Annotated in this window: 11 protein-coding genes and 1 pseudogene; 6 read left to right on the top strand and 6 right to left on the bottom strand. The window is 44.6% G+C overall.

From position 1 onward, the window contains the following. Window positions 1-268 precede the first annotated feature (268 nt). From LZG71_RS25575 to LZG71_RS25565, 3 genes are all read left to right on the top strand, one after another. Window positions 269-1372, top strand: a complete 1104-nt coding sequence (locus LZG71_RS25575; RefSeq protein ID WP_233825313.1) for a DUF6544 family protein — start codon at window positions 269-271, stop codon at window positions 1370-1372. A 108-nt stretch (window positions 1373-1480) separates the two neighbouring features. After that, a complete protein-coding gene (locus LZG71_RS25570; protein WP_233825311.1) occupies window positions 1481-2155 on the top strand; it encodes a BON domain-containing protein in 675 nt (224 codons plus the stop codon). A gap of 60 nt (window positions 2156-2215) precedes the next feature. Next, on the top strand, window positions 2216-2728 hold the full coding sequence (locus LZG71_RS25565) for a hypothetical protein (RefSeq protein WP_233825309.1): 513 nt from the start codon (window positions 2216-2218) through the stop codon (window positions 2726-2728). An 11-nt stretch (window positions 2729-2739) separates the two neighbouring features. On the opposite strand, the gene LZG71_RS25560 is transcribed toward LZG71_RS25565, so the two are convergent. The 5 genes from LZG71_RS25560 to LZG71_RS25540 form a co-directional block, all read right to left on the bottom strand. After that, window positions 2740-5265, bottom strand: a complete 2526-nt coding sequence (locus LZG71_RS25560) for a cation-translocating P-type ATPase (RefSeq protein WP_233825307.1) — start codon at window positions 5263-5265, stop codon at window positions 2740-2742. Window positions 5266-5468: 203 nt separating this feature from the next. Continuing rightward, window positions 5469-6302: a universal stress protein gene (locus LZG71_RS25555; protein ID WP_233825305.1), complete on the bottom strand. Its 834-nt coding sequence runs from the start codon at window positions 6300-6302 to the stop codon at window positions 5469-5471. A gap of 97 nt (window positions 6303-6399) precedes the next feature. Continuing rightward, window positions 6400-7434, bottom strand: a complete 1035-nt coding sequence (gene adhP, locus LZG71_RS25550) for an alcohol dehydrogenase AdhP (protein ID WP_233825303.1) — start codon at window positions 7432-7434, stop codon at window positions 6400-6402. Between the two features lie 32 nt (window positions 7435-7466). After that, window positions 7467-7820, bottom strand: a complete 354-nt coding sequence (locus LZG71_RS25545) for a cupin domain-containing protein (RefSeq protein WP_233825301.1) — start codon at window positions 7818-7820, stop codon at window positions 7467-7469. A 150-nt stretch (window positions 7821-7970) separates the two neighbouring features. Beyond that, complete coding sequence (locus tag LZG71_RS25540) at window positions 7971-10631, bottom strand: cation-transporting P-type ATPase (protein ID WP_233825299.1); 2661 nt, start codon at window positions 10629-10631, stop codon at window positions 7971-7973. 209 nt (window positions 10632-10840) lie between these two features. Between LZG71_RS25540 and LZG71_RS25535 the strand changes: the two genes are divergently transcribed. From LZG71_RS25535 to LZG71_RS25525, 3 genes and pseudogenes are all read left to right on the top strand, one after another. Beyond that, window positions 10841-11854, top strand: a complete 1014-nt coding sequence (locus LZG71_RS25535) for an AI-2E family transporter (RefSeq protein WP_233825297.1) — start codon at window positions 10841-10843, stop codon at window positions 11852-11854. 176 nt (window positions 11855-12030) lie between these two features. Beyond that, window positions 12031-12159: pseudogene (locus LZG71_RS25530) on the top strand (helix-turn-helix domain-containing protein); the annotation flags it as partial. Between the two features lie 104 nt (window positions 12160-12263). Then, window positions 12264-13043 carry an NIPSNAP family protein gene (locus LZG71_RS25525; RefSeq protein ID WP_233825295.1) on the top strand — a complete coding sequence of 260 codons (780 nt, stop codon included), beginning with the start codon at window positions 12264-12266 and terminating at the stop codon, window positions 13041-13043. A 115-nt stretch (window positions 13044-13158) separates the two neighbouring features. Here the strand turns inward: LZG71_RS25525 and LZG71_RS25520 are convergent, their stop codons facing one another. Then, window positions 13159-14814 (bottom strand): hypothetical protein, encoded by a 1656-nt coding sequence (locus LZG71_RS25520; protein WP_233825293.1) that lies wholly within the window; start codon window positions 14812-14814, stop codon window positions 13159-13161. Between the last annotated feature and the right edge of the window lie 95 nt (window positions 14815-14909).

The following is a 14909-nucleotide window of genomic DNA, read 5'->3' as shown; positions in this document are numbered from 1 at the left end:
CAAAAATATAGTGGCAATTAGCGTAGAAAGCAGGTCAACCCAAGCGTCTCGGTAGACATCCATAACATCTACCCACGTTCAAAAGAGTCAAATGTTAGCGTTTCCGTTTTATGGGTCTGCTCATAGGGACAAGAAATTGCCGGTGGATGACAGCTTCGCGCTGGGGATGTTAGGTTTAACGATATCAGATAACCTACACGAGATTACGAACCTTTACAAACCGCCATGATTATTTCAAAAAGCAAACTCAACACGTTATCAAATCCTTATGATCAAGAGATATTATTTTCCTGTACTGATACTGATCCATGGAATGCTTCATTTGACCGGATTCCTTAGTGAGTTTGAGCTTGTGGATGTGATGCAGTTCCGGCAGACTTTTCCCAAGCCATTTAATAATCTCTGGTTGATTGCGGGTTTGCTTTTTGCCTTTACGGCCTTTTTGCTGGCCTTCCGGAATAGACGATGGTGGCTCTGCGGTATTGTCGCAGTGGCATTTTCGCAAGTTCTTGTTATCGTGTTTTGGCAGGAGGCGAAATTTGCTACTATACCCAATGTGGTTATTCTGGTCGCAGCCCTCACAGCCGCGGCTGCCTGTTTCTTTAAACGAAAATTCGACAGGGATGTAAAAACAGGATTGCAGCAAAAGGCGTATTTCGGTGATTCCCTACTTACCGAAACTGACATCAGCCAACTTCCTGACCCGGTGAAAAAATACATTCGTTTTGCCGGGTGCATGGGCAAGGCAAAGGTGAACAACTTTAGAGTGGAATTTACCGGGAAACTCAGGAAGGACGAGCAGTCGGCGTGGATGCCGTTTACCTCGGAGCAATACAATTTTATGCACACGCCAACGAGGTTATTTTTTATGAAAGCTTGGATGAAAAATCTACCTGTCGCGGGTTACCACTGTTTTCTGGATGGTCGTGCATCAATGGACATCCGTCTGTTTTCGTTGTTCAAGGTGCAGTATCAGGACGGCCCCGAAATGGATCTGTCCGAGACGGTAACTTTTTTCAATGATATGTGCTGTCTGGCACCGGCAACGCTCATTGATAAACGCATCACATGGCTCGAAGTTCTGGATGGCAATGTAAGGGCTTCTTTTACAAACAACCACCTCACCGTTTCGGCCTGGCTGCATTTCAACGAAGCGGGCGCTCTGGTCAATTTCATTTCTCTGGACCGCTATGCCGCTGATACCGGAACACAGCTGCCCTGGGCAACACCACTGAAAGACTATCAGGAAATAAACGGATTTAACCTGATGCGCGATGCAGAAACGATTTATTCGTATCCGGACAGGGATTTGTGTTACGGTACTTTCAGGCTCGACGGGGTGAAGTACAATTGTATTATAAAAGACCTTTGAAAAACAGTGATTGATGCAACTCTTAGCTCGGACAATGTAACTTAATGGGGGCTGGTTTTTTGACCTTTACCCTGGCAATGATTTTGTTGCCAACAAAATATCGGGATTATGACAACCAATGAAGAGTTGCAGAAAGATGTTCAGGAAGCACTCAGATGGGAGCCTTTGCTGAGAGATGCCGAAATAGGGGTTACTGCGAAAGACGGCATTGTGACGCTGTCGGGTACAGTGGATAGCTACGCAAAAAAGATGGAAGCGGAAAATGCGGCTAAAAAGGTGGCTGGTGTAAAAGTGGTAGTGGAGCAGATTGAAGTTAAAACTTTCAGCGCCCTGAATCATCGGGATGATCATGATCTTGCCAATGAAGTGCTGAATGCCTGTAAATGGCATTGGGAAATTCCGGAGGACAAAATCAGGGTTAAAGTTGAAAACGGATGGATCACACTCGAGGGCGAAGTTCAGTGGAATTACCAAAAGGAAGATACGGCAAAGTTTATCGGTCAGCTTGCGGGTATCAGAGGGGTGTCCAACAAGATCACAATTAAATCTGAATCACTGGACCGGATCGAGAAAATTGCCATTGAAAGTGCATTGGCCCGGAACTGGTCTATCAAGGAAAAGGATATTCATGTACACGTGGCACACAACAAAGTGATCCTGACCGGTACGGTGGGTTCGTGGTATGAAAAGGATGAAGCCGGGCGGCAAGCCTGGAAGGCGCCTGGTGTTGAGATTGTCGACAATGATATTGTTGTGGAGTATGAGCATTCCATCGCCGACTGAGGTTTTAAACCCGACCAAAAATTACACATTCCCATTTACTTCCTGCAAAATCCTTTGATCATGGATCATTTTCTAATAAATCCGTATTTTTTGGTCGGTGTTTACGTGGCTTCCAATGTACTGGCGCTGTTGTCAATATTTGCGAGCGTCAAAAAGCCCCAGCTTGCAAGGTTGTTTTTCCTTCTGCTTTTCGGATGGGCGTGCTGGATCAATTCATCCACGGCGTTGGACGCACCCTGGGTATATCAGGACTATGCAGACAGCTCCATACCCGTTTACAAAAGATTTATTTTAGGCGCATTTGAAGCGATTGCGACACCAATGGTTTTATCAATCGCTGCCGCACAGGGTTTGATAGCCCTGTCCATGATTCTGAAAGGTAACTTGTTCCGATTTGGTTGTTGGGGCGGAATTGTATTTTGTATTGCCATATCGCCAATAGGTTCTTACGCTGCCTTTCCGGCAACGCTGTTTATGGCGGTTTCTTTGTATTTGCTGCAGAGAAAACAAGGTGATTTGTTTATTTGGGGAAGAGAGGGGAAAGTTCAAAAAGTGAAACTTGCGCATTTCTAGCTTCTGGCCAATCACTTATGAGTTGACTTGTTCTTCGGATTCTGCCTGGAAACTTTCTTTTTGCCATATTTTACCGCCTCGTACCAAACCGTAAACACAAATCCTACACCAATGCTAATCAGTAATTGCATCAAATTCACAGGTTCAAGACTAAAAAAACCTCTGACCGGTGGAATGGTAAAGATGAGAGCGGAAAGCAGAATGGTGACACCAATGATCATTGGAACCAGGTTGTTTTTGTACTTCAATGTGGCTAGCATCGAATATGTGAACGACCTGTTCACCAATGTAAGGAAAACGTTGGAAGACAGTAATCCAATGAAAACCATGGATCTGGTAAGCGCCTCGTCGTATCGTTGCATCACTGCGTACCGATAAAGCAAAAGCATTCCGATGGTGATGACGATACCTTGCAAAATACTGACAGACAATTCTTTCAAACTAAAAAATGTGGATGTGAACGGCCTTGGTTTTTGCAAAAGCAGATCCTTTTCCATCGGCTCGTTTTCATAGATGATCGAACACGTAGGGCCCATGATCAGCTCGAAGAATATGATATGGACTGGTGTGAAAATATTGGGATATATCCAACCCAGGGCCAAAGGAATGAACACAGTAAGGATGATTGGGATGTGGATGGAAATAATATAGCGAATCGCGTTTTTCAGACTGATGTAAATTTTGCGGCCCATCGCCACAGCATCAACCATTCTGGCCAGATCGTCATCTACCAAAATCAGCGAGGAAGCCTGTTTGGCGATTTCTGTCCCTTTTTTACCCATCGCGATTCCGATATGTGCGGCTTTCAGTGCCGGACCGTCGTTAACCCCGTCGCCGGTCATGGCCACAATCTGTCCCTGAGCTTTAAGTGCATTGACGACCTTTAACTTAGCTTCCGGAAACATTCTTGCGAAAATGCCGGTCTGCATTACTTTTTGTCGTAATGTCGCCTCGTCCATCGCCACCAGCTCTTCGCCCAGCAAAATGTTTTCGGCTCCTTTAAAGCCTATTTGTCTGGCAATGTTTTGTGTCGTTGCCGCATTATCTCCTGTAATGATCTTCACCTGAATGCCGGCCACGTAAAAAGATTCAAAAACAGAGCGGATGTTTGCTTTCGGCGGATCGTAAAACGCAACCAAACCGAGGAAATGAAACGACAGCTCCTGTTGTTTTTCGGGAAATGAATCACCTGAAAAATCGCTTTCACCTACGCCCAAAACCCGATATCCTTTTGCGGCAAGTTCATTAATTGCTTGGAGTATCTGGGTTTTCTGAGCTTCTGATAATCCTGAAAGTGCCATAATTGCTTCCGGAGCTCCTTTGGCTGCAATTACGCGTTCACCATTGTCATTTGCAAACACGTGCGTCATCATGGGCGGTTTCCCTTCCAGCGGATATTCATGAACCAGCCTGAAATCGTGTCGGTTGTCGGTCGTTGAAAGTTTTCCGTATGCTTCGTGCAGAGCCGTTTCCATAGGATCGAAAGGCTTGGGCTCACTCGACCACATCGCCATTTCCAGCAGTTGTTGACCATCTTCGTTTAATGTGCTCTCAGGTGATTGTAGAGAATTTGTTGCCAGTACGTACAACCCGGCCAGCTCCATTTTATTTTCAGTAATCGTTCCGGTTTTGTCGGTGCAAATTACGGTGGCGCTGCCCAATGTTTCGATGGTCTGGGTTCGCTTGACAATGATCCCCATTTTCATCAATCGCCACGCACCCAAAGCCATAAACGTAGTAAATGCCACCGGGATTTCCTCAGGCAAAATACTCATCGCAAGTGTCAGTGCTTTCAACAGACTTTCTAAAAACTGACCTGTGCGTATAAAATTGATACCCCAGACGATCAGGAAAACAATCCCGCCGATGATTGCCATTTTCTTGACAAAGTTGGTGATCTGAATCTGGAGTGGGGTAGGTTCCTGCTCAATGGATTCCAGGCTTATCCCGATCAGCCCCAGTTTTGTTTTGTCACCAATCGATGTGATTTCTGCAAGTGCCCTTCCGCTGGTTACGAGGGTTCCCTGGAAAATCTCGACTCCGGATTCATTTTTGGTAACTGCGAGCGATTCCCCCGTCAGAATAGATTCATTTACGGAGAAATCATGAGCTTCCAGAATCGAAGCGTCTGCCGGAATTTTGTTGCCTTCTTCCAATATCAGGTAATCACCTATCACCAGTTCCTCCCTCAATATCTCCACTTCATCGCCATTCCGGACGACCTTGCATTTCGGTTGTGTCAGTGATTTCAGCTCAGCAAGCGCATTCCGGCTTTTGGTATCCTGGTAAATAGAAATGGCTGAAATAACCAAAATTGCGCCAAGCATAAACAATCCTTCGCCTACAGAACCGGTTATAAAGTAAATAGCCGCCGCCACGATCAGCAGAATCAGCATCGGTTCTCTGACCAGGCCCAAAGCTGCCATTAAAAGGCTGTTTTTGCTTTTGTCTTCTACTTTGTTCTCGCCGTGGGTATGACGGGATTGGAGGACCTGGCTGGTGGTTAGGCCTTGGTGAAGATGGGCGGGGGAGGACATAGGAATGAGAATATTTCAGGTCAAACTATTCAGGCACTGTTATGTACGTTTGTATTGGAAATAGTCAGAACTTTCTCGCGGAAAGGACCAGATTTATGAAAGGTGCCGAACGGACCTTTGAAGTTATGCAAAAAAGCCGGCAGAAATCAGGTAGCCAGGGCCGAATTACTCCATTATGCCTTTAAGTGTCCGTTATTTCAATGCTACATCTTATTAAAAACCAGCAAGGGAACCGTAGGATGGTATGAATACTCAGCCGACTTACTGGCTAAGAATATTTTTTCAAACAGGTTTCTATGATGCTCTGTAAACATGATGAGCATGGAGGGTTTGGTCCTTGTGATGGCGGCTTCAATGTGAGAAACCAGACTTTCAGCAGGTTCAAAAAGTTTGACGTCTAGCTTGATCTTCAGACTGTCGGATTTTTTCGTTGCCTGCTCTATTTTTTTGGGATCGATATGGGTATTTAGAAAAGTACTGAAATGTAGCAGTTGCACTTCTGCTTGGATAGGTTTGGCAAAGTCGGCTACAATTTCCAATTCTTTATCCAGATTGGCCAGATCGGACGCATACAGTATACTGGTGATCTTTTCCGATTTGTACAAATACGGCACTGCTATCACCGGCACATCTGAATTGTTGATCAGGTTGGCGGTGTTGGTACCCAGAAGCTGTTGCAACCGGCCAGCACCGCGAGTGCTGATACAGATGAAATCATAATGATGCTCGGCAGCGTAATCCATGATATTGCTCTGTGCAAATACAGAGCTTTTGATCATACACTGGATGTGTTCAGGTTTGATTCCAAACTCGTGATATATTTCTTCGACAAACTGGTCAAGCTTCTGCTGAATCTTGGCGGCTTCTGATTTTTCATAATCCATAATCCTCTCTGCCGGCCAGGCTGTCGGGGCCATGACGTTGTAGGAATGAAAGAAAGTGAGTGCAAAATTATTTTGTGAAGCCAATTGTATTGCAAACCGCAGGCCTGCTTTTGAGTCTTCGGAAAAGTCGGTGGTAACGAGTATTTTTTTCATGGCTGCTCTTGCGGATAAATGGTGGGTGCGTCATAGCACCATGTTTGGAATACGCTTCCTTTGAGGGTTTATTGTATTACGATCATGAAGAAGTGATTTAGTCCGTTCCAATTTCCATCACCACCCGTCCTTCAATCTTTCCGGCTCTCATTTGATCGAAAACAGAATTGATATTTTCCAGTTTGTCGGTGTGTACGGTTGCTTTCACTTTGCCTTCCAGTGCAAACTGGATCGATTCGGCAAGATCTTTCCGGGTTCCGACAATGGATCCTCTCACGGTATACCGATTCAGCACAGTTTCAAAAATGGGCAGATCAAAACTTCCGGGCGGCAAGCCATTCAATGCAATGGTGCCCTTTCTACGCAAAGCTGAAATTCCCTGCTTAAAGGCAATGGGCGAGACAGCCGTGACCAGTACACCATGCATTCCGCCGGTTTGTTTTTTCAAAAATTCACCCGGGTCTTCTTCAAGGGCATTCACGACAAGGTCCGCACCCAGGCTTTTGGCCAGGTCGAGCTTGTCTTTACTGATGTCGATTGCGGCCACGTGCATGCCCATTGCTTTTGCATATTGGACAGCCAGATGTCCAAGGCCACCTATTCCGGAAATGGCAACCCATTCACCCGCTTTGGTCTCCGTTTCTTTAAGCCCTTTGTATACAGTGACTCCTGCACATAATATAGGGGCCATTTCGATCATATTGGTATGGTCGGGCAAATGCGCGACATACCTGGCATCGGCAATCACATATTCTGCAAAGCTGCCGTCGACGCTGTATCCGCCATTTTGCTGGGTTTCACACAAAGTTTCCCATCCTGTGATGCAAAATTCGCAACCACCACAGGCACTGTATAACCAGGGCACTCCAACGATATCTCCTTCCTTTACACCAGTTACATCCGGGCCAAGCGCTACCACATAGCCGATTCCCTCGTGGCCGGGAATTAGAGGCATTTTGGGTTTTACGGGCCAGTCGCCATCGGTAGCATGTAAGTCGGTATGGCATACACCGCTGGCGATGACTTTGACCAGGATTTGATTTTTGCCGGGTTCCTTCACCGGCATTTCTTCGATTTGAAGCGGTTGTCCAAAGGCACGGACAACCGCCGCCTTCATTTTTTTTGGTATCATGTTGTTCGGATTAGTGGGTCAGCAAGCAACAATTATTCGTACCCGCTTTTAATCACTGTCGAGATCATTTTAAATTGCTCTTTGGCACAAAACGAATTTCTTGTATGAGCCGGAATGATAATTCCCTGCCCCAATTCGAGTTTGTGTTTTATATCGTCAATCACAATTTCAGCAGATCCGTCGATGATCTGGATGTAGGTATCAAAGGCAGATGACTTCTCTGGAAGCTCTTCGCCTGTATCAAAAGAAGAGACGGTTATGTTGCCGGTCGTCTTCCGGATGATAGTCCTGCTTAACACGGCGTTTGGGACATATTCTATGATTTCAACAATGATATGCGCTTTTGATTTCTCCATTTCGGTATCATTTTCTTGCCTGTCCATCATGAGAGATCTGTGATTATGGATTGCGGGTCATTATTTTAAGTAATGATGATCCTATTAATCCGTTATCATAAAGGTGGGACTATTTCCAGCGGCATTTGTTACAGATGTGCTGCTACAAGTTGCATCAATCACTGATTGGGGAAGGTTCTGTTATTTGATCGGAAAAAATAAACGAACTGTCTGTATCACCAGAACGGGAGCGAATCCGGCGGCTAATATCAATTCCAGAGACCTCAGGTCCAGCATTTCAAGCGACAGTATTTGCCTTAAGAAGGGAATGTAATTGATAGCGAACATGATCAATATACATAGAACCAAAGCCATCCAGATAAACTTGTTTCCGGTGATTTCGTTTTTGAAAAGACGCCGCTTTCCTGAGTACATATTGAATACATGCAGTAATTGGGCGAGGGAAAGCGCATAAAATGTGATGGTGTTTCCTTCCTGTGGGCTCATGCGTAATTCGTCGATTGCATACCAGTAAACACCCAGGACAGAAGCAGTCATCACCAGGGCGTAAAATACAATTCCTGACCAATCTGATTTTTTCAGAATGGGCTGCTTGGGGTCTCTCGGTGGGGATTTCATCAGTTTTTTATTGTCTTTTCCCACACCCAGGGCAAGTGCCGGAAAGACGTCGGTGATGATATTGATGAAGAGGATCTGCAGGGGTAGGAGCGGACTGCCCACATTCAGAAAACCTGCAAAGGTGACTACGAAAATTTCACTCATATTGCAGGACAGTAGAAAGACGATAAACTTTCTGATGTTTTCAAAAATCACTCTTCCCTGTTCAATAGCGTGAACAATAGATGCGAATGAATCATCCTTCAAAACCATATCAGCAGCTTCGGCGGCAACAGCAGTTCCGCGCAGGCCCATAGCGATACCAATATCAGATTTTTTCAGAGCAGGGGCGTCATTCACTCCGTCGCCGGTCATGCCCACAATGTCTCCATGCTTTTGATAGAAATCAATCATATCCAGCTTCTGAGCAGGATTTACCCGGGCGAATACGCGGCATTCCATCATTTTTTTCTGATCCGGCGCTGAGTTAAAGTCAAAAGATTCGAGGTTTTTTCCGGTGAGGACCAGCTGTTCGTCTGCTTCAACAAGATTGACCTGCTTGGCAATTTTCAGCGAGGTAGCGGGGTGGTCTCCGGTAACCATAATAACTTTTATTCCGGCTTGCTGACACGCAATTAAGGACTTTACCACTTCTTTACGCGGCGGATCCAGAAATCCGATCAAACCTGCATAGGTCAGTTTTTCATCATGAGTAAAATCATCTCCGGGTTTTTGACTGGTCTGTCGGTAGGCGAAAGCAAGGGTTCGCAGCCCGTCTGCCGCCATGAGCTCCGATATTTCAAGTTCCTTGTCCCGCTCTTCCGGGTTCTTCCAGCTGCAAAGAGCCAAAACTTCTTCCACCGCACCTTTTACACCAATAAAATACTCCGTTCCTACCTGATCCATGGTTGCCATCATCCTGGTGTCGGAACTGAATGGCTGTTCGGCTTGCCGCTTATGGTCGCGATGTAATTTGTGCAGATCGATGCCAGCTGCCCGCGCATAGGAAAGCAGGGCGACTTCGACCGGATCACCCAGTTCTTTCCGGTCTGATTTCTTTGAGTCCAGCTGTGCATTATTAACCAATGCGCCTACAAGAGAGAGCATTTCAACTTCTGGTGAATGAAAAAGCTGTTGATCACCTTTTACAACTTCAAGTGTTTGAACACCTTCTGTGTTTGCATTCAAACGAACCGTAAAATCATTTCCAGCTACCCGCAATGCCTGCACTTCAATTTTATTTTCAGTAAGTGTTCCGGTTTTGTCTGTAAAAATGACGTTGGTACCACCCAGTGTTTCGACGGCAGATAGCCGTTTTACAATCACTTTCTTTTCAGCCAGACGGAGCATACCATAGGCCAGTGCCACGGTCGCCACTACCGACATGCCTTCCGGAATGGCTGCAATGGCCAATGCAACAGCCGTTTCTATAAGTTGTTTGATCTCCTGACCTCTTGTAAAGCCAACGATCAAAAATAGCGTAGCCATCCCAAGTGTAACCCAGATCAGCACTTTTCCCAGGGCGTCAAGTTTGGTTTCCAAAGGTGTGGCGGTGCGTTTGGCGTCGCTGACCAGCGTGGCGATTTTGCCCAGCTCCGTTGTCTGTCCTATTCCGGTCACCATCGCTTTGGCATTTCCATTGGTTATCGCTGTTCCTTTGAAAAGCCTGTCGTGCCTGTCACCCAACGGTGCATCTTCGTCGGAGGCAGTTGTGCTTTTTTGAGAAGGTACAGATTCGCCCGTTAGTGCGGATTCATCCACAGTTAACTGATTGACTTCTAAAATAAGAGCATCTGCGGGTATCAGGTCGCCGGCTTCCAAAATTAATATATCGCCTATGGTTACCTGATCGGATGGAATCTCTTTTATTTTTCCGTCACGTAATACTCTGGCTGGTGTCGTGTCCAGCTTTCTCAGCGCCTCCATGGATTGCCTGGCGTTGTATTCGAGCACGAACCCTGTGACGGCATTGATTACGATAACCGCAATCACTGCAAAGCCTTCAAGGTTGTCGCCGAGAAAGAAGGAAACGATGGCCGCTGCCGCAAGGATCCAGACGATGATACTATTTACCTGCCTCAACAGTATGGACCAGACACTTTCAGGTTTTACCTGTTCCAGTTCATTCAGGCCAAATTGCTGAATTCTCAGGCTCGCTTCCTGACTTAGTAATCCGGTTTTAATATCTGTTATATCAAGTTTGTCTGGTTTCTGAGACAAATTTTGACCTGGTGTTTCTGACATATTCTTATTGTGAAATTTCGAAGGTTTTGGTTTCAATGGGAATAATGAAGCAGATGCACAGGCTTTAAATATAACACGCTTGTGGTATACAAAAATGATCGAAAGAAAATATAAATACTTGTATTTCATTATTTTAATTTGGCGTCCGGTTTAAAGTGACGTTCTTTGATCAAAGGCCGTTACTGCTTTGAACACCCAACATTCATTCAATGCCAACCTTTAATAACCAGATCAGACAAATTGGATTGCTGATAATCCTCACAGGTCTGGCTCTATTGCTTCTCTTTGAACTGAATGGTTTCCTTCCGGGCTTTTTAGGGGCACTTACCTTATACATTTTAAGCCGGGAGTGGTACTTTTCCTTAACCATCCGCAAGAATTGGAATAAAACCGGAACAGCGCTGTTATTCTTACTTGCGTTTCTTATTGGTATTGGTTTGCCAGCATCCTTTGCAATTCATCTGATTTCCTCCAAGGTCAGTGTACTTCTTAATAATTCAGATCAGGTAATAGTGGTTTTCAGATCGGCTTCGGCTCAAATCCAGCAATGGACCGGTTTTGACATTCTGACCGACCAGAGCCTGAGCGAAATCCAAAGGCTCATCACAAATTTCATTCCATCTTTTCTCAACAGTTCTGCTTCGGTTGCCGGCAATCTGCTCATGATCCTCTTTCTTTTCTTCTTTATGCTTACACATGGAACTGAAATGGAAAGGAAAATTTCGGGCATAATCCCTTTAAAAGAGGAAAATATTGCTGTCTTGGCCGTTGAGACCAAAAACATGATCCGGGCAAATGCTTTGGGTATTCCATTAATTTCCATAATCCAAGGGGTGTTTGCCATCGTTGGCTATTGGATTTTCGGTATTAAGGATTATTTGCTGTGGGGGTTTATCACGGCCATTTTTGCATTTTTTCCGGTTGTTGGTACTTCCTTTATCTGGATACCTTTGATTATCTATTTGTATGCGTCCGGAGAAAGTGGAAATGCCATCGGGCTTTCTATTTACAGTGTTGTCGTTACAGGCAATGTTGATTATCTGGCGCGGGTAACTTTGCTTCAGAAAATTGGCAACGTGCACCCGGTTATCGCAGTACTTGGGTTAATTGTGGGACTAAAGTTGTTTGGTTTCTGGGGCTTTATTTTTGGTCCCCTCATGATTAGCTATTTTCTTTTATTAGCCCGAATTTATGCCAGTGAGTTTGGTTCGTTGAATAGGTAATGTGGAGAATACGGAGTGGTCAATCACCTCAATTCGGGAATTAAGATCATGTCATTCCGTATTGAATTGACCGGTATAAATGACTGACTGGTAGTTGTGTAACTCATGAAATAAAAGAATGGGTTGGTGGTCAATCTGCCACGGAATCGAGCGGTCAAGTCACCCGAATTATCCAATCCACTACCAACTTTTCCAACAGCGAAATTGCCTATGAGCTGGGCTTTGAGCATCCATAATCATTCAGTAAACTCTTTAAAATCAAAACATCACAATCGCCTTTGGAATTCAGAGCGTCGTTCAATTGAGATTGACCTAAAATAGAAATTCATTCCACATTCTGGTGGTTTGTTAAATCCCGCGCTTGAAGTTACATTTATGTCGAGACGCTTACACATAAACAAAAATCAAGATGAAACGCAGGAAATTTCTTCAATCTTCGATTGCCGTTACCGCAAGCACAGCGGCAACCATTACGCCACTCATCGCCGACAGCAAACATTTGGTACAAAAGGAAGTGTACGAATGGCGGGAGTATGAAATGCAGTTCGGTTCTGACAGTGGGCAACTTGAAACTTACTTTAAGACGGCACTCATTCCGGCTTTGAATAAACATGGTGTAAAAACAGTTGGTGTCTTCAAAGAGTGGAGACCATCCGAACCCGCAAAGTTTTACCTGCTAACGCCATATTCTTCTCTTGATAGTTATTTCTCCATCAATGCGAAAGTAAAATCCGATGCTGATTACATAAAAAATAGTGCGGCATACAACAGCGTACCTGCATCCAAACCACTGTACAGCCGTTTTAATTCTTGTTTGATAGCTGCTTTCGACGGCTTTCCGGCAATTGTTGTTCCGTCGGGATCTCGCATGTTCGAATTGAGGACTTACGAGGGTTACAGCGAAGACGCGGTAAGACGAAAAGTCAAGATGTTCAATGATGGTGAGTTTCCTATTTTCAGCAGAGCAAAGTTGAATCCGGTTTTCGGTGGAGAAGTGATTTCGGGCGATAGACAACCCCGCCTCACTTACATGATCACTTGCCCAAATATGGAAGAGCGTGACAAAGGTTGGGTTGCTTTCCTGGCTGATCCGGAATGGAAAAAACTGGTAGGGGATTCCCAGTACGCCAACACGATTTCTAAAATCAGCAGTGCGTTTCTCGTTCCTACATCGTATTCGCAGGTGTAGTTGGGGAGTAATAGGAAACTATCCGACCGACGGCTAGTTTCCTATTACATTTGGTTCTTACCTGGTGCTGGTTGTAGCTTGTTTGCGATTATTGAACCGTGTTACAAACTTAAAATCACTGGAAGATTTCCGGATACTTGCGAATAAAATATACCGGAGTACAGCTCCATGCGTGACAGTAGCTATTGATTGGGAAAAAGTGATAAGGCGATAAGTATTCATCATTCGGATTGTAGACTTCCCAAAATGTATCCGCTCCCTTTGCCACCATGCCTCCCCAGTAAGTTGTGAGTGCCTGCCTTGCCTCTGCCTTCAAACCACTTTCTATCAATGCTGAGATAAAAAAGTGGTACAAGTAAGGCGCACCGGGAATTACGGCATCCTTGTGATTCGTAATATTTTTCAGAGCCAGTTGCGCTTCTGCGGGTGTAGTGACGTTAGCTAAAACCATCCATATCTGTGACGCATACGATATTTGCTTTTTATCGCCACTTGTAAACAGGCCAGATTTTTTATCATATAGATTGGCTTTTGATGCGCTGCTCATTTTTTTGATTAAATCCGGAATCTCTTTCAGCTCATCTTCTTTTTTTAGAAGTTTGGCCAATTCATAAGTCTGTTTCAGCGTGTAAATGGTGAGGCCTTGTAATGCTGTTTGCCTGTCAAGTGCTTCGTTCCAGTCAAAAAATAACCACCAGTCTTTCTTCGCTTTTTCAAAATCCATCATTCCGTTTGGCAGTACGTAACTCTGCGCAATCTCAATTTGCTTTTTGGCAACCGGCCACAAACTTTTTGCTGTTTCATAATCATTTGTTGCGGTTAGGTACTCCTTCAAAGTAACATTGTAAAGAAAGGAATAGTCGAGCAAATGCTGGCCGCTTTGCGGATGAGGTTCGGGAGTTTCAAAAACAGTACCCACCAAATAGCCGTTCTGATCACTCAGACCTGCCAGTAAATACAGGCATCTTTTTGTCAGATCGTGATTTTTGAAAGAATAACTGTTAGCCAGCGATTCCAGGTAAAGATCTCCAATCCAAAGCCTGCGATCTCTTTTCGGCCCATCTTCATAAACGGTCTGCATGCATTCTTTCAAGGTATTTAACCCAATGCTGTCGATTTTTTTTATCATCACATCCGTGCTGCTATTCAGGGCTGTGGGTGTAGAATTGGCCGAGGTAACAGCGGTACACTGCGCCTGTTCTATTTTGAAATCATAATATTGCGAGCTTCCCAACAGCTCTATTTTCACATAGCGAAACGCCATTCTGCGTGAAATATTCACCGTCGATGGAACATCCATTACTGTAATGATTTCATCCTGAAGCCATGCACGGCTAAGGTCACCTTTGTATGGATCAAATGGGGTTGCTATTTCTGATGGCACTTCCCCGAAGATCAATTTAAACTTTAATGGTGCATCCGGAGTACCTCTTAATGGAGTTACTTTAAAAGAAAAATAACCTGTCAGATGTTTTCCGAAGTCCAGAATGACGGTTTTCTTTTCTTTGAAAGATTTTTCGTAAAGATCGGTTAATGGTTCTCCCGAAACTGTTTTCCATCCCTGAAAGGAAGATTTGTCTTCTACAAGACTTACTATACGTTGTGGCGTTTCGACAGTTTTTGTAAGGTTGGGTTTTAATTCTTCGGCAATGGAGAGCCACTGTTTACGCGAGGATCCGTACACATCCTGGCAGATCGCCTTTGTAGAATAAAACGATGCGAGTATTGTGAAAAAGATGGCAATGGAATTTTTTAAATAATTGGTTTTCATTTCTAATAATCAGGAAGTGAAATGCTTTGTTAAATTGGTTTGCCTATTAAATTAAAAAAGCCACTGAATTGGTCATTCCAATTCAGTGACCTTGG

The organism is Dyadobacter sp. CY312, assembly GCF_021390535.1.
GTDB lineage: Bacteria > Bacteroidota > Bacteroidia > Cytophagales > Spirosomataceae > Dyadobacter.
The sequence above is the reverse complement of the archived record's forward strand: the minus strand, read 5'-3'. Positions and strand labels throughout refer to the sequence as shown.

Coding starts and splice junctions, on each gene's coding strand:
- LZG71_RS25575 (WP_233825313.1), top strand. CDS start 269: ATGATCAAGAGATATTATTTTCCTGTACTGATACTGATCCATGGAATG.
- LZG71_RS25570 (WP_233825311.1), top strand. CDS start 1,481: ATGACAACCAATGAAGAGTTGCAGAAAGATGTTCAGGAAGCACTCAGA.
- LZG71_RS25565 (WP_233825309.1), top strand. CDS start 2,216: ATGGATCATTTTCTAATAAATCCGTATTTTTTGGTCGGTGTTTACGTG.
- LZG71_RS25560 (WP_233825307.1), bottom strand. CDS start 5,265: ATGTCCTCCCCCGCCCATCTTCACCAAGGCCTAACCACCAGCCAGGTC.
- LZG71_RS25555 (WP_233825305.1), bottom strand. CDS start 6,302: ATGAAAAAAATACTCGTTACCACCGACTTTTCCGAAGACTCAAAAGCA.
- adhP (WP_233825303.1), bottom strand. CDS start 7,434: ATGATACCAAAAAAAATGAAGGCGGCGGTTGTCCGTGCCTTTGGACAA.
- LZG71_RS25545 (WP_233825301.1), bottom strand. CDS start 7,820: ATGATGGACAGGCAAGAAAATGATACCGAAATGGAGAAATCAAAAGCG.
- LZG71_RS25540 (WP_233825299.1), bottom strand. CDS start 10,631: ATGTCAGAAACACCAGGTCAAAATTTGTCTCAGAAACCAGACAAACTT.
- LZG71_RS25535 (WP_233825297.1), top strand. CDS start 10,841: ATGCCAACCTTTAATAACCAGATCAGACAAATTGGATTGCTGATAATC.
- LZG71_RS25525 (WP_233825295.1), top strand. CDS start 12,264: ATGAAACGCAGGAAATTTCTTCAATCTTCGATTGCCGTTACCGCAAGC.
- LZG71_RS25520 (WP_233825293.1), bottom strand. CDS start 14,814: ATGAAAACCAATTATTTAAAAAATTCCATTGCCATCTTTTTCACAATA.